This window comes from Curtobacterium sp. MCPF17_002 (genome assembly GCF_003234115.2).
Taxonomy (GTDB): domain Bacteria; phylum Actinomycetota; class Actinomycetes; order Actinomycetales; family Microbacteriaceae; genus Curtobacterium.
The window spans coordinates 2920635-2941408 of sequence record NZ_CP126251.1; the positions used below are offsets into that span (position 1 = coordinate 2920635).

Annotated in this window: 26 protein-coding genes and 1 pseudogene; 14 read left to right on the forward strand and 13 right to left on the reverse strand. The window is 68.1% G+C overall.

The window, feature by feature from the left end; genetic code table 11:
* The first annotated feature begins 12 nt into the window (after positions 1-12).
* From DEJ28_RS13595 to DEJ28_RS13610, 4 genes are read left to right on the forward strand one after another with little or no spacing between them, the layout of a single operon-like run.
* On the forward strand, positions 13-615 hold the full coding sequence (locus DEJ28_RS13595; protein WP_111115109.1) for a TasA family protein: 603 nt from the start codon (positions 13-15) through the stop codon (positions 613-615).
* On the forward strand, positions 612-1550 hold the full coding sequence (locus DEJ28_RS13600; protein WP_111115108.1) for a hypothetical protein: 939 nt from the start codon (positions 612-614) through the stop codon (positions 1548-1550). Before DEJ28_RS13595 ends, DEJ28_RS13600 begins: the two co-directional genes overlap by 4 nt.
* Positions 1538-2182, forward strand: coding sequence for a signal peptidase I (locus DEJ28_RS13605; protein ID WP_111115107.1), 645 nt, complete (start codon positions 1538-1540; stop codon positions 2180-2182). Before DEJ28_RS13600 ends, DEJ28_RS13605 begins: the two co-directional genes overlap by 13 nt.
* Before the next feature lies 1 nt (position 2183).
* Positions 2184-2711 carry a hypothetical protein gene (locus tag DEJ28_RS13610; RefSeq protein WP_111115106.1) on the forward strand — a complete coding sequence of 176 codons (528 nt, stop codon included), beginning with the start codon at positions 2184-2186 and terminating at the stop codon, positions 2709-2711.
* A 262-nt stretch (positions 2712-2973) separates the two neighbouring features.
* Here DEJ28_RS13610 and DEJ28_RS13615 read toward each other — a convergent pair whose 3' ends face one another.
* Both DEJ28_RS13615 and DEJ28_RS13620 read right to left on the reverse strand, forming a co-directional pair.
* Positions 2974-3492, reverse strand: coding sequence for a GrpB family protein (locus DEJ28_RS13615; RefSeq protein ID WP_181433666.1), 519 nt, complete (start codon positions 3490-3492; stop codon positions 2974-2976).
* Positions 3493-4142: 650 nt separating this feature from the next.
* Positions 4143-4355, reverse strand: a complete 213-nt coding sequence (locus DEJ28_RS13620; protein WP_349774930.1) for a helix-turn-helix domain-containing protein — start codon at positions 4353-4355, stop codon at positions 4143-4145.
* A 414-nt stretch (positions 4356-4769) separates the two neighbouring features.
* Here DEJ28_RS13620 and DEJ28_RS13625 point away from each other — a divergent pair, with 414 nt between their 5' ends.
* The gene (locus DEJ28_RS13625) at positions 4770-5198 is read left to right on the forward strand and encodes a hypothetical protein (RefSeq protein ID WP_146248823.1); all 429 of its coding nucleotides are present in this window, start codon (positions 4770-4772) and stop codon (positions 5196-5198) included.
* A 25-nt stretch (positions 5199-5223) separates the two neighbouring features.
* Here DEJ28_RS13625 and DEJ28_RS13630 read toward each other — a convergent pair whose 3' ends face one another.
* Positions 5224-6273, reverse strand: a complete 1050-nt coding sequence (locus DEJ28_RS13630) for a hypothetical protein (protein WP_146248822.1) — start codon at positions 6271-6273, stop codon at positions 5224-5226.
* A 305-nt stretch (positions 6274-6578) separates the two neighbouring features.
* Between DEJ28_RS13630 and DEJ28_RS13635 the strand changes: the two genes are divergently transcribed.
* Positions 6579-6791 (forward strand): hypothetical protein, encoded by a 213-nt coding sequence (locus tag DEJ28_RS13635; protein ID WP_111115100.1) that lies wholly within the window; start codon positions 6579-6581, stop codon positions 6789-6791.
* Between the two features lie 567 nt (positions 6792-7358).
* A complete protein-coding gene (locus DEJ28_RS13640) occupies positions 7359-7631 on the forward strand; it encodes a hypothetical protein (protein WP_146248821.1) in 273 nt (90 codons plus the stop codon).
* 54 nt (positions 7632-7685) lie between these two features.
* Here DEJ28_RS13640 and DEJ28_RS13645 read toward each other — a convergent pair whose 3' ends face one another.
* Positions 7686-7958, reverse strand: a complete 273-nt coding sequence (locus DEJ28_RS13645; RefSeq protein ID WP_111115098.1) for a hypothetical protein — start codon at positions 7956-7958, stop codon at positions 7686-7688.
* 81 nt (positions 7959-8039) lie between these two features.
* Here DEJ28_RS13645 and DEJ28_RS13650 point away from each other — a divergent pair, with 81 nt between their 5' ends.
* Entirely contained in the window at positions 8040-8456 is a 417-nt protein-coding gene (locus tag DEJ28_RS13650) for a GNAT family N-acetyltransferase (protein ID WP_111115097.1), read from the forward strand.
* A gap of 117 nt (positions 8457-8573) precedes the next feature.
* Here DEJ28_RS13650 and DEJ28_RS13655 read toward each other — a convergent pair whose 3' ends face one another.
* From DEJ28_RS13655 to DEJ28_RS13670, 4 genes and pseudogenes are all read right to left on the reverse strand, one after another.
* Positions 8574-8930 (reverse strand): hypothetical protein, encoded by a 357-nt coding sequence (locus tag DEJ28_RS13655; protein ID WP_111115096.1) that lies wholly within the window; start codon positions 8928-8930, stop codon positions 8574-8576.
* Positions 8931-9088: 158 nt separating this feature from the next.
* Positions 9089-9453: pseudogene (locus DEJ28_RS13660) on the reverse strand (IS30 family transposase); the annotation flags it as partial.
* A 365-nt stretch (positions 9454-9818) separates the two neighbouring features.
* Complete coding sequence (locus tag DEJ28_RS13665; protein WP_111115225.1) at positions 9819-10199, reverse strand: VOC family protein; 381 nt, start codon at positions 10197-10199, stop codon at positions 9819-9821.
* A gap of 458 nt (positions 10200-10657) precedes the next feature.
* On the reverse strand, positions 10658-11053 hold the full coding sequence (locus DEJ28_RS13670; protein WP_111115094.1) for a MerR family transcriptional regulator: 396 nt from the start codon (positions 11051-11053) through the stop codon (positions 10658-10660).
* 58 nt (positions 11054-11111) lie between these two features.
* On the opposite strand from DEJ28_RS13670, the gene DEJ28_RS13675 reads away from it, so the two are divergent.
* Together DEJ28_RS13675 and DEJ28_RS13680 are read left to right on the forward strand one after the other, a co-directional pair.
* Positions 11112-11822, forward strand: coding sequence for an SDR family oxidoreductase (locus DEJ28_RS13675; RefSeq protein ID WP_111115093.1), 711 nt, complete (start codon positions 11112-11114; stop codon positions 11820-11822).
* Between the two features lie 260 nt (positions 11823-12082).
* Entirely contained in the window at positions 12083-12466 is a 384-nt protein-coding gene (locus DEJ28_RS13680) for an NUDIX domain-containing protein (protein WP_181433665.1), read from the forward strand.
* 306 nt (positions 12467-12772) lie between these two features.
* Here the strand turns inward: DEJ28_RS13680 and DEJ28_RS13685 are convergent, their stop codons facing one another.
* Positions 12773-12955 carry a hypothetical protein gene (locus DEJ28_RS13685; protein ID WP_111115091.1) on the reverse strand — a complete coding sequence of 61 codons (183 nt, stop codon included), beginning with the start codon at positions 12953-12955 and terminating at the stop codon, positions 12773-12775.
* Between the two features lie 300 nt (positions 12956-13255).
* A complete protein-coding gene (locus DEJ28_RS13690; protein ID WP_258368003.1) occupies positions 13256-13564 on the reverse strand; it encodes an ArsR/SmtB family transcription factor in 309 nt (102 codons plus the stop codon).
* Between the two features lie 120 nt (positions 13565-13684).
* On the opposite strand from DEJ28_RS13690, the gene DEJ28_RS13695 reads away from it, so the two are divergent.
* Together DEJ28_RS13695 and DEJ28_RS13700 are read left to right on the forward strand one after the other, a co-directional pair.
* Entirely contained in the window at positions 13685-14899 is a 1215-nt protein-coding gene (locus DEJ28_RS13695) for an MFS transporter (RefSeq protein ID WP_181433664.1), read from the forward strand.
* Between the two features lie 37 nt (positions 14900-14936).
* Positions 14937-15476: a cysteine hydrolase family protein gene (locus DEJ28_RS13700; RefSeq protein WP_111115089.1), complete on the forward strand. Its 540-nt coding sequence runs from the start codon at positions 14937-14939 to the stop codon at positions 15474-15476.
* Positions 15477-15676: 200 nt separating this feature from the next.
* Here the strand turns inward: DEJ28_RS13700 and DEJ28_RS13705 are convergent, their stop codons facing one another.
* From DEJ28_RS13705 to DEJ28_RS13715, 3 genes are all read right to left on the reverse strand, one after another.
* Positions 15677-16540: an alpha/beta fold hydrolase gene (locus tag DEJ28_RS13705; RefSeq protein WP_220034610.1), complete on the reverse strand. Its 864-nt coding sequence runs from the start codon at positions 16538-16540 to the stop codon at positions 15677-15679.
* 167 nt (positions 16541-16707) lie between these two features.
* Positions 16708-18174, reverse strand: coding sequence for an SDR family NAD(P)-dependent oxidoreductase (locus DEJ28_RS13710; protein WP_111115087.1), 1467 nt, complete (start codon positions 18172-18174; stop codon positions 16708-16710).
* Between the two features lie 24 nt (positions 18175-18198).
* Positions 18199-18843 carry a Type 1 glutamine amidotransferase-like domain-containing protein gene (locus tag DEJ28_RS13715; RefSeq protein WP_111115086.1) on the reverse strand — a complete coding sequence of 215 codons (645 nt, stop codon included), beginning with the start codon at positions 18841-18843 and terminating at the stop codon, positions 18199-18201.
* 207 nt (positions 18844-19050) lie between these two features.
* On the opposite strand from DEJ28_RS13715, the gene DEJ28_RS13720 reads away from it, so the two are divergent.
* Entirely contained in the window at positions 19051-19788 is a 738-nt protein-coding gene (locus tag DEJ28_RS13720; protein WP_111115085.1) for an alpha/beta fold hydrolase, read from the forward strand.
* Between the two features lie 186 nt (positions 19789-19974).
* Positions 19975-20730 carry a dienelactone hydrolase family protein gene (locus DEJ28_RS13725; protein WP_111115223.1) on the forward strand — a complete coding sequence of 252 codons (756 nt, stop codon included), beginning with the start codon at positions 19975-19977 and terminating at the stop codon, positions 20728-20730.
* Positions 20731-20774: the final 44 nt, after the last annotated feature.

Consider the following 20774-nt stretch of genomic DNA (forward strand, 5'->3'; position numbering starts at 1 on the left):
CAGGGGACGGACATGACCAGCACACCGAGGACGACGGGACGCCACCTGGCGCCGCGTCGCCACCGGTGGATCTGGCCGACCGTCATCGCCCTGGTCGTCGCGGTCGTGACGGCGATGCTCGGCACCGGCGGCACCTACGCGCTGTGGAACGGGACGGCGAGCACCTCGGCGTCGACCGTCCGCTCCGCCACCGCGACCGTCACCACCGGGCCCCTCTCCGCGATGAACACGGCGGTCCTCGGCCCGGGGGCCGGCGTCACCGGCACCTTCACGGTGCAGAACACCGGGCAGATCCCGTTGACGATGCGCGTCGCGACGACCTCGACGAAGGTCTCGTACGCCACGAGCGCGTCCACCGCGACCGTGCTCGGCGAGCTCACCCTCCGGCTCGCCGTCGTGGCGAGCGTCGCGGACTGCCGCGCCGGTCTCACCGGCGCCACCGGCCGACTCGCGACGTTCGACACCGGGAGCGGGAGCGGCTCGTTCACCCTGGCCGCCGGCGCGAGTGCCGTCGGCTGCGTCGAGACGGACCTCGACGCCGACGCCCCGCAGACCGTGGCGGGGGCCGTCACCGACTTCACCCTCACCGTCACCGGGACGCAGGTCAGCGCATGAGCCGCCGACTCCGCCTGCTGCTGGCGGCCGTCCTCACCGTGGTGTTCGTCGCCGGCGGGTCATCGGCGGCGTGGGCGCTCTGGACCGCCAGCGGGACCACGGCGTCGAGCGTGACCATCGGCAAGACCGGTGCCGCGATCGCCGGCACCAGCGCGATGACGACCACGTTCTCCTCCACCGTCACCGCGATGACGAAGCCGGTCACCCTCACCAACTCGGGCACGCTCGCCGGGACCACGACGACCACCGCGTCCGTCGTGTCGGGCAGCTCCGCCGCCCTCGCGCAGACGATCAGCGTCGTCGCGTGGCCGGTCGCGTCCGCCGCCGTGTGCACCGACGCCGCATCGGTCGGCACCGGGTCCGTCACCGGCACCTGGGCGTCGCTGCCGAGCATGACGTCGAAGCTCGCCGCGGGGGCCAGTGCCGTGTGGTGCACCAGGAGCACGCCGACCGCGTCCGCGCCGGCGTCCACCACCACGAACGTGAACCTCACCCTGACCGTGACGGCCGGGACCTGGTCGTCCGGGGCCGTGCAGGGCGGCTTCTACCTGAACACCTCGGCCGCCTCGCCCGCGCTGACGTGCACGGACCACAGCGGGACGTACGTCGAGGTCGCGTGGCCCACGTCGTCGCGCCCGAAGGACACGTGGTACGGGGCGTTCGTGGGGGCGGCTGGGTCGTCCGGGTCTTCCGGGTCTTCCGGGTCGTCCGGGTCTTCCGGTCTGACCATGGTGGGGCAGAAGGAGCAGGACTACTTCGGTCGCATCACGCTGGCACCCGACCAGATCCCCGCGAGCGCCGGCACGAGCGGTCCCGTCACCGTCACGGTGCGGATCCTCGACAGCGCCGGCAACCCGACGAGCACCGTCGTCGCGTCCGGCACCATCACCCTCTTCACGCAGAACAACGGGAAGGCCGTCCGATGCGGCGCTTGAGTTCCTCCGCTTCTTCCTCGGGTTCTTCCTCGGGCCGGGCGGCCGGCCGCACGGGGTGGCGCGCGGTCGTCCACGCGCTCGCCCTCGGGCTGAGCACCGGACTGCTCGTCATCGTCGCCGGCCTCGCCGTCGTCCTCATCGTCGTGCCGAAGGCCACCGGGTCCACACCCCTCACCGTGCTCACCCAGTCGATGGACCCGACACTCCCCCCGGGCACCCTGCTCGTCGTCCGCCCCACACGCGTGCAGGACATCCGCATCGGCGACGTCGTCACCTACCAGATCGAGTCCGGACAGCCCGCGGTGATCAGCCACCGCGTGGTCTCCGTCGCGTCGTCGTCCGACGGCACGCGGACCTTCGTGCTCAAGGGCGACAACAACGCGCTCGCCGACTCGTCCCCCGTGACCGCGGCCCAGATCCGCGGCGTGGTCTGGTACAGCCTGCCCGACATCGGACTCGTCAACCAGCTGGTGAACGGGTCACGGACGTGGCTGGTCCCCGCGATCGCAGGGGTGCTGCTGGCCTACGGCGCCGTGATGATCACGATCGGCGCGGTGTCCGCTACGCGACGGCGTCGCGACCGGACACGGGCCCGCGGGGCGCACGGCGCACACCGGGCTACGCTCGATTGACGTGACGGACGGGGTGGAACGGGCCAGGTCGCTGCTCGACGACGCAGCACGGACGCTCCGCGCCGCCAACGTCGCCGACGAGGCACTCGGCGAGTACGTCGAGCCGAAGGCCGTGCTCGGGATCCGGCGTGAGCCCACGATCCGATCGCTCGGCCGGGTGTGGCGGGTCGGGGCGCTGCTCATCGGGGCGACCGTCGAGACCGGCGGTCAGGTGTGGGCAACCGGACGCATCACCCGCGTGACCGAGGCGGGGCGCTCCCAGTTCGTCTCCGTGTCGGCCGAGGTGCGTCGGGCGTACCGGGCCGCGGCGGCGAAGGGGCACTTCGAGCCGGGCGACACCGTCAACCACGGGGCGACGCCGATCCCCCTCGACGAGTCGCTCGTCGGGGCAGACGGGGCGCTCTTCGTCGAGGGCGACATCCCGCTCGTGCGGTGGTCGCCCGCGGCCAGTACTGCGGTGCCGCTCGAGGCGTACCTGGCCGATCGTGTCGGGCTGCTCGTCGATCCGCCGCGAGGGGCGACGGACTGATCGGTGGGTCGAGGGGCGACATGATGTTGCTCGTTGCCACCTGAGCCGCCCTGCTCGGGGCCTGGATCGATGCCTCGTATGTGGTCCGCGCATCGAGATCCGCTGCGGACCACCTTTGTGAGACGTGGACCGCGCCGAGGGCTCGCACGTGTCACCGGGGCTCCTGAGGTCGTGGCGTCGGATCTGCGGCGTCGCGGGAGGACCCGCGTCGTCGCGGGAGGACCGGCTTACGGGCACGTCCTGCCGCCCGCCAGACCCACTGTTACTTGTCGTAGACCGGCACGGAAGGAAGACCTCGGTCAGCTCGGGCGCGATCAACGATTGACTGGATGACCGCCGTCTTGGCTGCGTTGTACGACGCTCCGCGCTGCTGCGCTCCGTCTACGGCAGCAACCTTCGCCGCCTCGTAAAGCGACTTGTCCTTCGGGTGGCTGAGGAGCCAATCCCGCAAGATGCGCTGGTTGTTGTTGTCCCAGTCGTCTGCCCTAAAGAAGTGCGCGATGCGAAGTCGTCGCCCGTCGCGCTCGAAGACCATCACGCGATGGGAACGCACGGCGCTTCCGAGTTGCCATCCGCCCGCTTCCAAGCGTGGGCGGTGGGCATCGAAGTCCGCGCCGTCGCGGACTCGGGTTGCAAGATCGATGATTGGCTTCGCGGCCAGACCAGGGACCGACGTCGACCCGATGTGCTCGACGACCCAGGCGCTGTTACCCAGCGTCTGGATCTCCTCAGCGGCAGCCCTGAACTGGTCGGGCCACGACGGATCGTATGGATCGAGCACAGTTCGCACTCTAGATCCCGCTGCCGTCCGGCCGCGGCGCCCGGTAGCCCATCCTGTTGCGGGCATCAGGACCGCCACACGCCGCGAGCCGGCAATACGTCACCGAGTCGCTTGCGTCGCGCTTCTCTGCCCTGGTCTCAGCGGCGCCGAGACTTCGTCACTCCGATGCCGGCCGCGCCGACAAGAACGATAAGCCCCAGAGTGACGAAGAACGTGCCTACAGGCGCGGGCAGATTGGTGAGACCGACGAGAAGGGCAACGGCTGGACCGGGAGCCGCGGCTGCATCGATAAGTCAGCTCGATGTCAAGCTGGCGCCGCGGATTGTGGCTGCCCTGCGGCGTTGGATCGCGGCAACGCCAAACGACGCTGCTGCCGCGGTCCTGGGTAAGATCGCGCGAGGAGGCACTGAGCTCCAGAAGGCCGCTAAACGGGAGCTTGACCGCCCCGGTCCGCGCAAGAACGCTCCCTCGCGAGCTGCATTCCGGAAGGCCAAGAGCGCGTTCGGCCTGCGGATCTGAGGTCCGATAGCCGGTCGTCCACCGATACACGGCTGGCGGCGACAACCACGACAACTTGCCCGTGTCCTGCTTGACCTGGGGATTCCCGTAGGACTGTCCCGCGAAAATGCCCGGTGAAGGGGCGCCAAACGCTACACGGCGACGACGTCGCTGGCAGCCCTGTCTGTGGTGGCGGAGGAGAGGGGTGTCGCGAGCATCCGGCAAAGGGTGGTGCTGTCGATGCCGAGCCTGCGGGCGACGGTGGTCTTGGGGACGCCGGTGCTGATGAGGCGGCGTGCTTCGGCGATCTGGTCGTCGGTGAGCTTGCGGTTGCGGCCCTTGTACTTGCCCGCGGCCTTGGCCATCAAGATGCCCTCGCGCTGGCGCTCGCGGATGACAGTGCGCTCGAACTCAGCGAAGGCACCGAGGAGGTCCGACTGCGGTGGATGCGCGAGGAGATGGACCGTAGACGTGTCAACTTGGCATCCGGAACTGGAATCCGACGAGCACGGCTGTGCCGGTCAACGAAACGAGCTCCACCGGCCGGAAGGTCACTGCGGCCACGCGCGGGCGACCCAGGATGGACGACGTCGATGACGAGGTCGGTCCGAGCCGTGAATCCCAGCGTCCGGTAGAGGCGAAGGGCCCTGTTCTTCCCGTCGACGTGCAGGTAGGGGTGCTCTCCTCGGGCGGGAATGAGCACCCCACCGGCCGACGCAATCCGGGAGCGCAACTGCCGTCGATGGCCCGCGCCGGTTCAGGAGCCGTACTGTGGAGCCATGAGGGGTGCACGCCGTACGGTGATCGCGTTGACGGTGCTCGTGACCGCTCTGGGTATGACCGGATGCTCCAGCACGGACCGGTGCAACACCTCAAACTCCGCACCACCGCACGTCGTGGTGATCGGCGCAGCCGCCATCGCGAAGCACCCCGACACCACCGCAAAGGCATGCTGGAACGATCACTGCGCATCGGTTGCGGGTCAGCGCCGCGCCGTACTCGATCTCAGCGGAACAACCAACGACACAGTCTCCGTGACCGTCACCCTCACCGACGCGACCGGGACCTGGTCCACCCAGCACGTCGACGTCGACGTTCGAAACCTCAACAAGGGCCGGGCCGCGTGCGAGGGTGGCCAGAACCGTGCCGGCGCAATCCTCATCCAACCCACCGGGGATGCAGAAAACGCGCCGGACCGCGCGCAGTAGCACGGACCGACGCGTCCTCCGCCGTTTAGCAGTGCTCTCGGTCGCCGGAGTCTTGCACGGTGAGACTGAACGTGCCGCTGGTGTTCGGGTTGCCTGGCGTCACCATCGTTCTGTTCTTGCAACTGACCATGGTGATTTTCCACATGTCGGCCGTCGGAGACGTTGATGCTCCAGGGACGAACCCGTACGAGTACTTCCCGTCCGTGGACGAACCGCCCGTGTTCTTGAACGTTTCCGTCGCGGACGTCGCCAGCGGGTAGTACAGCGGACCCGGGTGCGTGTTCCGTTCCCGAATGAACTCCGCCTGCTGCGCGATCGAGGTACCGGAAAGCTTCTGGCTGAGGTTCGCGCACTTCGAACCGACACACACCACGAAGTACGCAGTGTTCTTGCTCGAGTCGTACTCGACGTTCACCAGGTACTCCGTTGCCGCGGACGTCACCGGCAAGCTGTTGATCACAACCTCGTTCTCCTGCGGGAACAGCTCATACCAAGGCACGATCCCGGACGCGACCTTGCCGCGTTCAATATCCGCACCAGCCTGAATGAGAGTGTCGTAGGAACCACCCCCGGAACCGATACCAGGCCACGTCGACTCCGCGACGTCGGACTCGGTCGTCCCACCGGAGGGACCGACAGTCCAATCCATCCCCACGTCATGGAACTTGTTGCCCTTCTCCGGATACGGCAACTCCCAGCCGGCCCAGTTGTAGGAGGTGCCACCTGAGGACGCGGCAGAGGTCCTCCCCGCAGTCGGAGCAGCGCCCACCCAGTGTGAGGGTCCGTGCTTGATGTCCGTGATCGTGCAGTCAACCTTCTGAACCCACGTGGGATCCATGGCAGCGATCTTCGCAAGGACCGGCGACTTCACGGCGTCGGGATCCTGCTGCTGCACCCCAGCCGGCACCAACGCACGAGCACCTCCCGTGGCCACCGCAGCAGCATCAGGAATGATCGTCGACGTACCCAAAGGGCATCCGCTTCCCGCGGTTGTGACCGTTGCGTTCGCATCCAGCGACGCCGCGTTCGCGGTGACGGTTGGTAGGACGGCGCCGACGATGGTGAGCGCTGTCACTGCCCCGATCGTGAAGGAGCGACGCGCCCCTCGCTTCATGTTCCTCATATGTCTCCCCTGAGTTGCTCCATCACAACGGCAGGAGTGTTTCACGAATGAAACCGAATCCCTGTGGGCACTTCTGAGGACACAACCGCACTCTGAACACATCCGCAGGGACAACGAAATCTCTTTGGCGACATCTTGAGTCAACGCTGGCAGAAAGCATCCCCTTGAGCAAGGAAGCTCACATCAACTACACCGTCCCGATAGCCGATCGCTCATCGGCACGTCGATCGGGTCGCGCCACGGGTAGCTTCAGCCTCATGACGGAGCGTGAGTGGCTGGGTCGACGCGTTCCGTTGTGGACGCTGGTGCTCGTCGGCGTCGTTCTTCTCGGTTTCGCTGCCCTGCTGTTGTTCCTCGTCGACTCCATGCTGGTGTTCCTGGCCATCTCGCCACTCACGATCGTCGGGCTGTACACGCTCGCCTACGCTGCCGGCGAGTGGCGCCGACGAAATGGCAAGCGGAGCGCCTGATAGTCGATCGGCTATAACCCCGGCTGCGTGCGCTTCGGCGATCCCCCGGCATCCCTTTCGATGGATGTCATGCCACGCGGTCACTTTCGGATCGATGCAAGAACGTCTTGTCAGTGGCAGCGACGCGTCGGATACCCTGACGACGGCGATCGCTCAAGGTCGCATTGGGGGGCAAAGAATGCCAAGCCAAGTCAAGTCAAGGCACGAGTGATCGCTGTGGCGATCCTGACAGCCGTCGCTGCCGCGGCTCTCGCTGGGTGCGCTGCGCCTGGAGGCGCGGCGACCTCCGGCACGAAGCTTCCCGCGCCCCGCTATACGTCGCCAGATTCAGACTCGAGCAGCGCGGCTCCCATCGACCAATCGCCGGCCGTACCGTCTCCGACGGCCGGCGTCACCGCAGACGCGACAGCCCAAGCGAAAGCAGGCGCCTGGCTAGCCGGGGCTCTCCTCCCACCCGGCGCGGCACCGGTGCCCTCGCCTCCGACGGGGACGACCATCGGCAGCCAGACACAGAGCTGGTGGTGCCAGCCGATGGCCGAGGCGGATGCGTACTGGACCGTGACCGGGATGAGCATGGTCGAGGCCGCGAACTGGCTTCGTGCCCATCCGAGCAACGGGTTGACCGTCGTCTACCCGGAGCCGGAGACGCCAGACCCGACGCTGACAAATGACTACGTGAACGACTTCCCCTCCGCAACCGCGTACGAGGGCATGACCTTCCAGCTCGCGGCCTGGGGCAGCGACCGCGCCGTGATCCACCTGGAGATCGGCGTACTGTCGCCTAACTCGACGTGCGCCACAGCGAGCCCGGGCGAACAACTCATGACCGCAGGAGGCTGAGCCTCCCTGCCGAGGCACCTCGCATGTTCGCTTGGGGATCGGTCTGCGGGACGATCAGCGCCCGAACCTGCCGGTGGTTCGCTTGGACTCCCATCGATCGAGCTGATGCAGCTCATTACGAGAGTGCCCCACCGCGGCCATAGCCTCTTTGATGCGTGCGAGCGACAGGTCTGCGGCGGCCGCCTGTGCCAACAGCCGCGGCATCATCTCGTCGCTCTGCCCATTGCGATCCCACCCGTTGTTGCCGATGAAGTGCAGCGTCTCGAGAATGTCGTGTTGTTCCTTGGTGAATCCGATCCAAGCGAGATCGGCAGGAGGGGAAGCCATGACTCGATTCTGCTGGTCGAGTCTCGTGTTCGGTAGCCGATCGGCTCCCGGGACGCGCGGTCCTGCTGAGAGAATCGACTCGTGTCGATCGATCTCGGAGAGCTGCCATCGCCGAAGGAGCTCCTCGAGCTTTACAGCGCGGTCGGTTGGACCGCGTACACCGACGAGCCGCAACGACTCGTTGACGCCGTCCGCAACTCGACCTGGGTACTGACCGCGCGTGATGGCCGAGGAGCGCTGCTGGGCCTTGCTCGCGTCATCTCGGACCAGATGTCGATCGCTTACATCCAGGATCTCCTCGTCATGCCCGAGTCGCAGAGGAGCGGCGTCGGAGGTGCCCTCCTCGATGCGGTGATCGAGCAGTGCGCCGGGATCCGCCAGGTCGTTCTGATGACCGACGCCGAGCCCGGCCAGCGCCAGTTCTACGAATCTCGTGCCTTCCGAGAGATCCACGATCTGGATCCAACACCGCTGCGGTCATTCGTCCGCCTCTCCTGACCGGCGGAAGCGCTACGGCTTGCCGGGCTCAGGCCCCCGTCTCGGTTACCGATCGTCAAACGGGCAACGCTGCGCCCCGGAACGAACGACGGCGGCTCGTGCCGGAGACGTCAGCCATCAGACCCGCAGGAGCTCGAGGACGCCAAGCACGGCGAGAACGACGCCGGCGATGCACCCGAGGATCCCGACCAGCGTCACCGACTGCGCGTACACGCGAACTTTCCCCTCCGCACGGAACCGGTCGATGGCTGATGCTGCCAGCAGTGTCGCTGCCAGCGCCACGGGGACGGTGGCGATCCATGTGAGGCCCAGACTCAACCCGGCTGCGGTGACGTCGGCGGAACGAGCGTGGAGGAGGCCCCGGCCACGCTCAGCGCCGACGTCGTACGCACCATCAATCGGGGCGGTGTGGACGTAGGCAAGGACGCACGCGAGCATCTGTGCGGCCAGGAGGACAAGAGCGAGGGTCGGCAAGGATCCACGCCAACGTCACGCGGCTGCCCAGGACCGGTGTCTCCGTTTGCTCCACGGGCAGAGCCTAGGCGCCGTGATCAGCGCAGTCGTCCGATCCCCGATCCCCTACCGGGCAGAACCGCGCGAGCCCGGTCGCGTTCGTTGAGCCACCACCGGTTTCAACGGGTGGTCGCAACGGGTGGATGTTTCGGGTCCGACAGTAGCTGCTCGAATGCTTCTGCCGGGGTGCGGTAGCCGAGCGTTTCGCGGGGTCGTCCGTTGAGTTCAGAGGCGACTTCGAGGAGCCGTTCCGGGCTGTGGATGGCGAGGCGGTGGACTTCGGGAAGTACTGCGGGAGTGGGCCGTTGGTGTTCTCGTTCGAGCCGCGCTGCCAGGGCTTTTGGGGGTCGCAGAAGTAGATCGCCGAGTCCGTTGCGAGGGTGATGTCCTTGTGCCGGGCAAGCTCGGGGCCCTGATCCCACGTCGGGGATCGCCGCAGATGCTCCGGCAGCGTTCGGATGGTAGGGATCATCGCGGACTCAACGCCGTCGTTGTCGCAGAACGCGACACGATCACGACGTCGTTTTCAGTTCGACGTCACGGACGGGCTGGTTCAGAACATCTACATCGGCCGGAACGCGGAGAAGCTCCGACACCTGCAGGCGCTCCCACACGGCGGGCACCGCTGATCCGTTCGACAACCGCCCAGGGGCGCGTGCTGCCAGGTGACCGACGCGGGGGTGACTTGTTCTCGAGCGCTACGACCCTGGTGCATCACGCCTCCAACGCCGATAACGGAGTCGGAACGGTTCGACATCGGAATCAGGGTGTTGTGGAACCCTGGCCTGATCGGGCGGGCGTCCGCACGGAGCCCACTTCCCTGCCCGCGAGGCCAAGGTCGTCGGCCTCCTAGCGGAGTACGCAGAATTCGTTGCCCTCGGGGTCCGCCATCGTCGTCCAGTCTGACCGGTCGTGGAGGACGTGCGCGCCGAGTCCGATGAGTCGACGGACCTCAGCGTCCTGGTCGTCGGCACGGATGTCGAGGTGCACGCGGTTCTTCACGACCTTCCGCTCGGGCACGCGGACGAAGAAGTACCGCGGCAAACCGACGGGCCCCTCGACCAGCACCGTCGGATCATCCTCGGGACTGTCGATACCGAGAGATCGCAACCGCTCAAGCTCGACGTAATCGTACGGAGCGACCTGGTAGCCATCGAGTACGCCTGCCCAGAACCGTGCGATCACAGCGGGATGCTCGCAGTCCACCACAACGTCACTGACTCGACTCATGACGCTCACGGTACGACGGAAGCATCCATCCGGGTCCGAAGATACGGAGTAGTCCCCCAGACTCCCCGGAGTCGGGTCGGAACTCGTCAACTCCCACGACGACCGACAGGGGATCGCTCACCGAGACGCTTTGGCCGACGCTAGTGCTACTTTTTCGATGTGGACGGCGATCGTCAGATTGAGCGGGGAGGCTCGAAGGGCGAGCTCGTTGTTGCTCTCTTCGCGCTCGTCAGCTTCGCCATGCTCGGGGTTGTGGCGGTGGCGGGTAACTTTCGTCTCCTTGCCGCTGGAATGTTCCTGCTTGCAACGGTCGCCGCGTTCCGCGCGGCCATGACCTGGCGAGCAGCACTGTCGAGGTCCCGATAGCGGATCGGCCACCGGGGCGAACCGCCGCGCCTCGAGGACCGTGTAGTTGGGGCTACAGCGCGGTGCTCATGGGCGAGGAAGGATCTTTGCCATCACGCGGCGGCCGCGTTCGCTGACGAGCGACACTCGTCTGGTGGCCGTCCCGCGACGGACTCCGACGCGACATCGCGGAGCCGCGCCAGGCGGTCGTGGGTAGCGGTGAGGGCCTCGATCTGGTGCAGGATGCGATCGCTCTCCTCGTCGAAGTGGTCGAGCATCGTCGGTGTCGCGACCCCGGTGTCGAGGAAGGGCAAGAGCTCGACGATCCGGCGACTGGGCATGCCCGCCGCGTAGAGCATCTGCATGAAGCGCACACGCGTCACGTCGGACTCGCGGTACTCCCGGTGTCCGCCCGGGGTCCGCTCGGACTCAAGGAGACCTTGTTCCTCGTAGTACCGAAGCGACCGCACGCTGACGCCGGCCCGTGCTGCGAGTTCTCCGATTCGCATCTTTTCTTCGGCCCCTCGGCTTGATCCTCACGTCGACGTCAGGTTCTAGCGTACCGGTATGAACATCTCTGGAGCCACCGCCCTCGTCACCGGCGCGAACCGCGGTATCGGACGCCACCTCGCCGCCCAGCTGGTCGAACGCGGGGCGAAGGTGTACGCGACCGCCCGACGTCCTGAACTGATCGACCTCAAAGGCGTCCAGCGTCTCGCCCTCGACATCACCTCGCCGGCGTCCGTCACCGCCGCCGCCGCGGTCGCGACCGACGTCGACCTCTTGGTCAACAACGCCGGGATCGCCACCACGGCGCCCCTGCTGGGTGATCTGGACGCGGCGCACGCCGACATGGACACGAACGTCTGGGGCACCCTGTCCGTGATCCGTGCCTTCGCACCCATCCTGTCCGCGAACGGTGGTGGAAGCATCGTGAACATCGCCTCGGGCGCCTCCTGGCTGGCCATGCCCGGAGCCTCCGCCTACGCGGTGTCGAAAGCCGCCCTGTGGAACATGGGAAACGCGTTGCGTCACGAGCTGGCCGGGCAAGGTACCGCGGTGATGTCCGTGCACCTCGGAGTAGCCGACACGGACATGTCCGCGGGAGTTCCGATGGCCAAGACCGACCCCGCGGACGTGGCGCGAGCGACGCTGGACGGGGTGGAGCGCGAGGAGTACGAGGTCGTGGTGGACGAGCAGACCGCGTTGATCAAGCAGCTGCTCGCCCGGGACCCCAAAGAGCTGTACGCGGTTCTGGCCCAGATGCTCGCAGCGTAGAAGCGGCCCGAAGGCCCCTGGCATGTGTTGCTACGGCGTACCGCTACACCCAACGCAACCCACCGCGGCCGCTGACCGATCCGCTCCGCTCTCAGACACGGGCGTCGAGAGCGGAGCGCCATCTGGCAGCAGAATCGCCGATGGGCCCCTGGCGCACTACTCCGATCCGGCGCTCGCGTTGAACGAACAGTTTGTGAGACATCCGTCGTGCGGGCCGCGAGACGCTACACACCGGTTCATGGTGAGCTAGCACCATGCGTGTGAGATCGGCGGCCGTCGTTGTTCGCGGCGGGAGCTTGCTCGTGATCAGTCGATTCAAGGACGGGCGGAGCTACTGCGTGCTTCCCGGCGGAGGCGTAGAGCAAGGCGAGAGCCTTCGAATGGCGTGCCATCGGGAACTCCTCGAGGAAACCGGCCTCGACGGCACAGTGGGCAACTTGCTCGACGTCCCGGTCGACAGCGACGTCCCAGCGGTCAACTTCCAGGTCAGGGTGAATTCTGAGGCGTTGATGCTCGGCGGCGTGGAGCTCGAGCGCGAATCACCGGCGAATCGGTACGAGCCGAGATGGGTAGACGTGGATTCGCTTGCGGAGCTTCCGTTGGTACCGGACGCGGCGGCGCTGGTCCTCGACAAGCGCCGGTAGCCGATTCATGATCGGTCATGGCTCGCTTGACGAGATCTCTCGAGCAATGTGGATCACCGCTAGCTTGAGACCATGCGTCTGCGTCGCTTGAATCCTCGCGATCCTCGGCCTGATCGCGTTCGGTGCGGGCGTCCTCGTCTGGTTCCTCGACCACGACTGGGGACTCTGGGTCGGAGCGCTGGGCGCAGTCATTTGCGCTTCGGGAGCCATCGCGAACGGCTTCACCCGGAGGAGACAGCCGGCCAACTCGACGGACGGTGCTGGTTGAGCCCGTTCTGGATCGCCTTCTGAAACGCCCCGATACGGCTAGCGGTCGGCGCGCTGTGCGCGACGCATGAGAGCCCATTGCCCGACGAGCAGTAGCCCGACCACGACTGCCACCCAGCTCGAGACGCCCTCCGTCGCGAGCGGCGCGACGAGCAGCCCGAGCACCAGGCACAGGACAGCGCAGACGAGAACAACGGTCTGATTGAGCTTGGTCGGTCGCATGATGGCTCCCCCTCCTACGGAAGACGAGTCCTCCGACTCGTTGCTCAACACGTTAGCGATGAGTCGCACAAGGTGCAGCCCGAGCGGAACGCACGAGAGGGATGGAAGAGGAAACGGGTCAGCGCTCCTCGACTATCGCCTGGTCCGGTGATCGAGGGGGCGTCGAGGCGAGCGACGGTGCCAGCAGAATACGTCTGGATCAGCCTCGCCCGACTGGTCCAACGCAGCTGTTTACCCCCCGAAGCTCCCATGCTGCAACGTTCGTCTCCGTGCCGATCGTGTCCCTCGTCCGCCCGGTGGTCAGCGTGCGCTCGCGAGGGCGGCAAGCAGTCCGGGGAAGCGGGCATCGATGTCGTCGCGACGGAGCGAGACACCCTTGCGGTTCCCGTAGCTGAGGTCGTACGTCAGCCCTGCTTCGCGGAGGACCCGGAAGTGGAAGGTGCTCGTCGCCTTCGTGACGGGGAGCTCGAAGCTCACGCAGGTGCGTTCGGTACCCACCGGCTCCTGCAGCAACGCCAGGACCACTCGCCGGCGGTTCGGGTCGGCCAGGGCGCTCAGCACCTTCCCCAACTCGAGGTCCTCCCGCTTCGGAAGCGTGGTCTCGGTCACGGTGGATCCTCTCTGCTGCGCGGCCCGGTCGAGTGGCGACGTCAGGTATGACTTGTGTCGTACCTGCTCGTGTGCTTCACTCCCCATGTACGTCTTGAATCATACCTAGAAAGGGTGGCCGTGAGTACAGACAGCGCTCAGATCCCGACCGCGCGAGCGTCGCGCACACTGCCGTGGGGAGGCCTCCTTGCCCTCTTCTTCGCCGGCTTCCTGAGCATCATCAACGAGACCACCCCGGCCGGTCTCCTCCCCCAGATCTCCCACTCGCTCCGGATCTCGGACGCAGCGGCCGGTCAGTTGATCACCGTCTACGCGTTGGCGACCGCGCTCACCGCCGTCCCCCTGAGTGCTGCCCTTGCCCGCTGGGGGCGCCGCACGCTGCTCATCAGTGCGCTTGCGGCATTCGTCCTGTCCAACTTCGTGATCGCGTCCACGGAGGACTTCACGATCATCATGGCGGCGCGCTTCGTCGCGGGTGTCGGTGCGGGGCTGATCTGGACGAACTTGGCGGCCTACGCTGCCCGACTCGTTCCCGAGGACAAGCAGGGGCGCGCGATGTCCATCGCGAATGCCGGTACCCCGGTCGCGCTTGCTGTCGGCCTGCCGCTCGGGACGCTCCTCGGAGCGACCTTCAGCTGGAACTTCACGTTCGCCGCGTCCGGGTTCGCTGGGCTCGTCGCGATCCTCTGGGTCGTGATCGCGCTCCCCAACCTGTCCGGAACGCCAGCAGGAGAGAAGGTGCGCCGCGCCGAGCGGGGACTCGTCCGGACGAAGGGGGTCGTCACCATCCTCGCCGTCATGAGCGGCTTCTTCCTCGCCCACAACATCCTGTACACGTACGTGGCCCCACAGGTGGTCCGGGCTGGGATCGGGAGCCAGGTGGAGTTGGTGCTCCTCGTCTTCGGTCTGGCCGCGCTGGTGAGCATCTGGGTCACCGGAGTGTTGATCGATCGACGGCACCGGCACCTGACCGTGACGGGCATCGTGTTGCTCGTGGTCGCGTTCCTGATGCTCGGTCTCGCCCCGATCAGTCCGGTCTTCGTCTACGTCGCGGTGGTCCTGTGGGGCCTCGGCTTCGGAGGCGGCGCAACGTGGTTCCTGACCGCCGGGTTCCGCGCGACGGGCTCGACCGCCATCGCCGCGGTGATGGTGACCCTCGTCAACCTCATGATCGGACTCGGCGGACTCGTCGGTGGACTCCTGATCGGGATCGCGGGCGTCGAGGCACTCCCCTGGGTCGCCCTCGCGATCATGATCCCGTCGGCCATCGCGGTGGTGTCAGCGCGTCGGTACGCGTTCCCGCACTGGTCAGCGGAGGTCGCACCGGAACGGTGATGCGAGCCGGTCCCCGTCGGCCCGCGATACTCGGGGGATGACTCGTGCTCTCCTCCTCGTCGACATCCAGCGTGACTACTTCCCCGGCGGCGCGTTCCCCCTGGTCGAGCCCGTCGCTGCAGCCGCTGCCGCACGGACGGTCCTCGACTCGTTCCGCGCGTCCGACGAGCTCATCGTGCACGTCTTCCACGTCAGCACGGACCCGGCCGCGACGTTCTTCCTCCCAGGGACGCCGGGCATCGGCTTCCACCCGCTCGTCGAACCCGCTGCCGGCGAGACCGTGCTCGAGAAGCACCATCCGAACAGCTTCATCGACACCGGCCTCCAGGGGGTGCTCGACGACGCGGGCGTCACGGATCTGGTGCTCGTCGGGATGATGAGCAGCATGTGCATCGACTCGACCACCCGGGCGGCCCACGAGCTCGGGTACACGTGCACGGTCGTGGCCGACGCGTGCGCTGCACCGGACCTGCGGTACGGCGACACGGTGGTCCCCGGGGCGAGCGTGCACGCGGCGTTCATGGCTGCGTTGGACGGCAGCTTCGCGACCGTCACCAGCAGCGGCTCCACCGTCTGACAGGCTGACGGGACGGGCACGATCACACGGTGTCGAGCATCGCCGGAAGCCGTTGGGTCACCACCGGCAGTGCCGGGGACATCGGTTCCGTGCTCCGTTCGGCGCTGCTCGAGCGACACGCGGTCCTCGTGTCCACAGCAACCGACTGACGGGCTCGTACCGCGCCGGCGATCGCGTCACGGCTGAGCACGGCCTAGGAGTCAGGCGTGGTCGACGATCCAGGTCCTGGCTCGTCGTTGGACCACAGGGGCGTCGGGGTGGGCGTAGAAGGCGAGGTGTGTGCCGTTGTCCATCATCACGAGGGTGCTGTGAGGGAGTGCTTCGTGGGCGTTGTGACTGTGCTCGGGGAGAGCGTCGGTGTCGGCGCTGCCGTGGATGAGAAGGACGGGGGCCTGGATGCGGTCGAGTTCGAGGGTGTCGATCGCGCCGTAGTTGGCGTCGTCGTTGTCCCAGCCGGTGCGGCGGGCCCCGTTCCAACTCATCGTCTTTGCCACGTCGAGGACGGCATCTCGTTGCGCGGGGTCCGCCATCACGCCCGCAGTGAGCGTCTCCAAGTCCTTGCCGCGGAGGGATCCTTCTCCGGCGAGGGCGCCGCTGACGAGCTGCCCGGGAGCGATTCGTGCGAGGAGGCGGACGATCCAGTTGCCGAGGGCGGTCCCGAACAGGAACGCATCCGAGGCGGGGTACTTCGGTGCGATCCAGCGGGAACTGACCGCGGCGACCTGGATCAGGGACGACACCCGGTGTGGGTGGCGGACGGCGAGGCGGTAGGCGGAGGGGCCGCCTCCTGACCAGGCGAACACGGCTGCCCGGTCGACACCGAGGGTGTCGAGGACGGCGGCGAGGAGGTCTGCTTCGTGGTCGATGGAGGTGTCGGTGTCGTGCAGAGGGGTGTGGAGGTAGCCGGGACGGGACAGCGCGATGGTGGTGAAGTCGTCGGCGGGCAGGAAGCGGCCCATCATCCTGGCGGCGTCGACCCCACCGGGGCTGCCGTGGACGATGAGGACCGGGATGCCAGTGCCCTGCACGTGCACTTCCACCGGGCCGAGTGGGGTGGTGATCACTTCCACTGACGATCCCATTGCAAGGTCCTCGTTTCCTCCACGTCAGTATGGTGTGGCCGGACGTGGATCTGCTCGCGCGGGTCCCACTCGTGCCGGACGCGGCGCGTCTCGCCGTGCGGCGAGTTCCCGATGATCGCGGTCTCACCCGGCGACGACGGGCCTCCCGATCACCACGAACTCGGCCGGTAGTCCTTCAGGAAGACGCCGAACACGTCCTCTCCCGCCTCGCCCCGCACGATCGGGTCGTAGACGCGGGCCGCCCCGTCGACGAGGTCGAGCGGCGCGTGGAACCCTTCCTCTGCGAGCCGGACCTTCGTCGGGTGCGGCCGCTCGTCCGTGATCCAGCCGGTGTCGACGCTCGTCATCAGGATGCCGTCGGTCTCCAGCATCTCCTGCGCGCTCGTGCGGGTGAGCATGTTCACGGCGGCCTTCGCCATGTTCGTGTGCGGGTGCCCCGGCCCCTTGTAGGCACGGCCGAACACCCCTTCCATCGCGCTGACGTTGACGATGTAGGTGCGACGCGCCCCGCTCGCCGCCATCGCCGGGCGGAGCTTCGAGATGAGGATGAACGGGGCCGTCGTGTTCGCGAGCTGGACCTCGAGCATCTCGAGCGGGTCGACCTCGTCGACGCGCTGCGTCCACGAGTTCGCGTCGTGGAGGTCGGGGACGAGTCCACCGGCGTCGATGGCGGTGCCTGCGGCGAGCCGTTCGAGCGAGCTCGATCCCGGAGCCATCGCCTGTTCGGTGAGCTCGTCCGCCCGGGCCGCGGCGGCGGCGAGGATGGGGTGCGCCGTGACCGAGCGTGCGAGGGCCTGCGGGTGCTGGTCGTTCGTGTGTCCGAAGGTCACCAGCTCGGGCAGCGGCCCGTCCGGCAGCGGCGCGAGTTCGGCGTCGACGAGGGGCTGGTAGGCGCCGGTCGATCGGCGGACGGTCTGGGTGGCGTTGTTGATGAGGATGTCGAGGGGGCCGGCCGCGGCGACGTCCTCCGCGAGACCGATGACCTGGGCGGGGTCGCGGAGGTCGATGCCGACGACCTTCAGGCGCGACATCCAGTCGGCGGAGTCGGGCAAGCCGGCGAACCGGCGCACCGCGTCGCGGGGGAACCGCGTGGTGATGGTGGTGTGGGCGCCGTCACGCAGCAGGCGGAGCGCGATGTACATGCCGATCTTCGCGCGTCCGCCGGTGAGCAGCGCTCGCTTGCCCGTCAGGTCGGCACGGGCGTCGCGCTTGGCGTGGCTCATCGCAGCGCACGCCGGGCAGAGCTGGTGGTAGAACGCGTCGACGACCGTGTACTGCTGCTTGCACATGTAGCAGGGGCGCGACTTCAGGAGGGTGCCTGCGGTGGAGGCGTGCGTCGAGCTGCTGATCGGGACGCCGCGGGTCTCGTCGTCGATCCGGTCGGCGGCACCGGTCGCGGTGGCGGCGATGACGCGGCGGTCGGCGTCGGCGATGACCGCCCGCTTCTCGAGCCGGTGCGCCCGCTTCACGGCCTTGAACATCTTCGCGGTCGCGTGGCGCACGCGGACGAAGTCCGGGTGGGTCTCGTCGATCTGGGCCAGCTGCTCGAGGACCCGGAGCGTGACGCTGAGGTCCGCGGAGGGGATGCCGCTGGGTTCGGGCTGCTCGGAGATCACACGAGATTCTACGCTGGACCGCGCTCAGGTCCCGAGCTGCACCCACCGGCCCTCGGAGACGACCTCGACGGCGCCGTCCACGACCGTGATGGCGGTCTGCTCGTCGATGGCGTAGGCCGGTCCGCCGATGTCCACGGCCCACCGCTCAGCATGGGCGAGGGAGTTCTCCGGGAAGGCGTCGAGGTGCGGGAAGATCGAGAAGTCGACGACCCCCAGGGTGCGGTCGTCGACCGCGGACGGCCACTCGACGAAGGACTTCCCGATGCGGGGCGTCATGACCATGCTCCCGGCGCTGACCCCGACCCAGACGGTGTCCGGAAGCGAGGGCAGCACGTCGGCGAGCCCCGATGCGCGCATCCAGTGGGCGAGGTACGTCGCGTCGCCGCCGTCGACCAGGAGGACGTCGGCCTCGCGGACCCAGGCACCCCACCGCTCCACGCCGATCGTCGGGAGCGCGGTGAGCTCGAGGACACCGACCGACGCCCAGCCCAGCCCGGCGAAGCCCTCGATCCCGTTCCGGACCGAGGCCGGTCCGCACATCGGGTGCCCCCACTGCGCGGTCGGCACGACCAACGCGTGGCTGTCGGCGATCGGCCGGCCGAGGAGGTCCACGAGCGCAGCCCGGATGCTGGGGTTCGTGACACCGCCGGATGTCAGCAAGAGCTTCACGTCGCCTCCACGCCGTCGAGCGCCACCGCGGGGGTCGCGGGAACCCGCTCGCAAGAGTAGCCTCCGAGCGTTCGATGCCCCCTCAGGACCGCTCGGCCGCTGCACCGTCGCGCCGACGGTCGCTCCCGTGTCCTCTCACCCGACGGGACACGTCACGCCGCCGAGCTGCGGCACGCCCCGCGGGGCGGTACGTGAGGAAGAACGCACATGTCGAAACCGACCATCGTCCTGGTCCACGGAGCGTGGGCCGACGGATCCAGCTGGGACCTCGTCACCACGCCACTGCAGGAACAGGGCTACACCGTCCTCGTCCCGCCGAACCCGTTGCGCGGCGTCGCGAGTGACGCCGCGTCCATCGCGTCGTTCGTCGCGCAGCGCACGGTGGGTCCCGTCGTCGTCGTGGGGCACTCCTACGGCGGCTTCGTGATCTCGAACGCGGAGTTCTCGAACGACGTCCGAGCGCTCGTCTATGTCGACGGCTTCATCCCCGACGAGGGCGAGTTCGTCTTCCAGCTACTCGGAGGGTCCGGTTCGGCACTCGACGTCCCCGACCCGACGACGGTCCTCGACCTGATCGGCTACCCCGGCTCGCCGGAAGGGGACCTCGAGGCCTACCTCAAGCCCGAGACCGTGCACACCGCGTTCGCGCAGGACCTGTCCGAGCAGGACCGCGCGCTGGTCGCGGCCCGGCAACGACCGATCACGCTGAGCGCCAACACCGCACCGTCCGGACCGCCGTCGTGGCGGGACCGCCCGGTGTGGGCGGTCATCGGGACGGAGGACCTCGTCATCCCGCCCGCGGTGCTCCGCTCGATGGCCGAGCGCGCCGGCGCGACCATCACCGAGGTGGCAGCCTCGCACGTGTCGATGGTCTCCCACCCCGAGGCCGCACTCGCCGCGATCGCGGCAGCGAGCGCGGTCGCCGAACCGGCGGAGATGAGTTGACGGGACCGATCCGCAGGACCGGTCACGTGCTCTCGTGGTGACCACAGGGCGGACGGGAGGCCCGTGGCGGCGCCGTCACGGGCCTCCCGTCCGTCCGTCGTCACGTCCACGGCGTCCCGTCAGCCGTTCCTGCGACGCACGCCGCGTGGTCCGCACCGGGCCGCAGCCCCCACGGAAGGCACGACCATGAACTTCGACCCGGCCCAGGACCTCGACGGGGGCGTCACCGAGCGTGCGTTCACCCTCGGTGACGTCACCGGGATCCTCTGGACGCCACCGGACGCCTCCCCGTCAGCGCCGGTCCCGGTCGTCCTGATGGGCCAACCCGGCGGGATCGGCATGCGACGGATGTACCCCCGTCTCGCGGCACGGGCGCGCAGCGCCGCCGCGCAGGGCTTCGCTGCGGTCTCCATCGAGCTGCCCGGGTCCGGCGACCGGCCGCCGCTCCCCGGTGCGGACCAGGCGCGAGCCGATCTCCGCGCGGCGATCGCCGCCGGCGAGCAACCCGGTGCCGACGTGGTCGACCGGTTGGTGCTCCCGCTCGTCGAGCAGGCCGTGCCCGAGTGGCAGACGACGCTCGACGCGGTGCTCGACCTCCCCGAGGTCGGCGGGCCGGTCGGGTTCTCGGGCGGGGTGATCGCGATCGGCGTCCGCCTGGCCGTGGTCGAGCCGCGGATCGCAGCGGCCGGACTCTTCGCCGGCAGTGCCATCCCCCGCACCACGACGGAGGAGGCGCGTCGGGTCACCATCCCGGTGCACGTACTGCTGCAGTGGGACGACGAGGGGAACGACCGAGGGGCAGCGCTCGAGCTCTTCGACGCCTTCGGATCGGCGGAGAAGACGCTCCTCGCCAACACCGGGGGCCACACCGGCGTCCCGTCGTCCGCGAGCGAGGACGCTGCTCGCTTCTTCGCCCGCCACCTCGGGGGCGCCCAGAGCTGAGCTGACCGTGCGGAGTGCGGCGGTCGACTGCAGACCGCCGCACC

What these genes read in the sequence shown, in the direction of transcription:
- DEJ28_RS13595 (WP_111115109.1), top strand. Translation starts at nt 13, where the DNA reads ATGACCAGCACACCGAGGACGACGGGACGCCACCTGGCGCCGCGTCGC.
- DEJ28_RS13600 (WP_111115108.1), top strand. Translation starts at nt 612, where the DNA reads ATGAGCCGCCGACTCCGCCTGCTGCTGGCGGCCGTCCTCACCGTGGTG.
- DEJ28_RS13605 (WP_111115107.1), top strand. Translation starts at nt 1,538, where the DNA reads ATGCGGCGCTTGAGTTCCTCCGCTTCTTCCTCGGGTTCTTCCTCGGGC.
- DEJ28_RS13620 (WP_349774930.1), bottom strand. Translation starts at nt 4,355, where the DNA reads ATGGCCAAGGCCGCGGGCAAGTACAAGGGCCGCAACCGCAAGCTCACC.
- DEJ28_RS13625 (WP_146248823.1), top strand. Translation starts at nt 4,770, where the DNA reads ATGAGGGGTGCACGCCGTACGGTGATCGCGTTGACGGTGCTCGTGACC.
- DEJ28_RS13635 (WP_111115100.1), top strand. Translation starts at nt 6,579, where the DNA reads ATGACGGAGCGTGAGTGGCTGGGTCGACGCGTTCCGTTGTGGACGCTG.
- DEJ28_RS13640 (WP_146248821.1), top strand. Translation starts at nt 7,359, where the DNA reads ATGAGCATGGTCGAGGCCGCGAACTGGCTTCGTGCCCATCCGAGCAAC.
- DEJ28_RS13645 (WP_111115098.1), bottom strand. Translation starts at nt 7,958, where the DNA reads ATGGCTTCCCCTCCTGCCGATCTCGCTTGGATCGGATTCACCAAGGAA.
- DEJ28_RS13665 (WP_111115225.1), bottom strand. Translation starts at nt 10,199, where the DNA reads ATGAGTCGAGTCAGTGACGTTGTGGTGGACTGCGAGCATCCCGCTGTG.
- DEJ28_RS13670 (WP_111115094.1), bottom strand. Translation starts at nt 11,053, where the DNA reads ATGCGAATCGGAGAACTCGCAGCACGGGCCGGCGTCAGCGTGCGGTCG.
- DEJ28_RS13675 (WP_111115093.1), top strand. Translation starts at nt 11,112, where the DNA reads ATGAACATCTCTGGAGCCACCGCCCTCGTCACCGGCGCGAACCGCGGT.
- DEJ28_RS13685 (WP_111115091.1), bottom strand. Translation starts at nt 12,955, where the DNA reads ATGCGACCGACCAAGCTCAATCAGACCGTTGTTCTCGTCTGCGCTGTC.
- DEJ28_RS13700 (WP_111115089.1), top strand. Translation starts at nt 14,937, where the DNA reads ATGACTCGTGCTCTCCTCCTCGTCGACATCCAGCGTGACTACTTCCCC.
- DEJ28_RS13720 (WP_111115085.1), top strand. Translation starts at nt 19,051, where the DNA reads ATGTCGAAACCGACCATCGTCCTGGTCCACGGAGCGTGGGCCGACGGA.
- DEJ28_RS13725 (WP_111115223.1), top strand. Translation starts at nt 19,975, where the DNA reads ATGAACTTCGACCCGGCCCAGGACCTCGACGGGGGCGTCACCGAGCGT.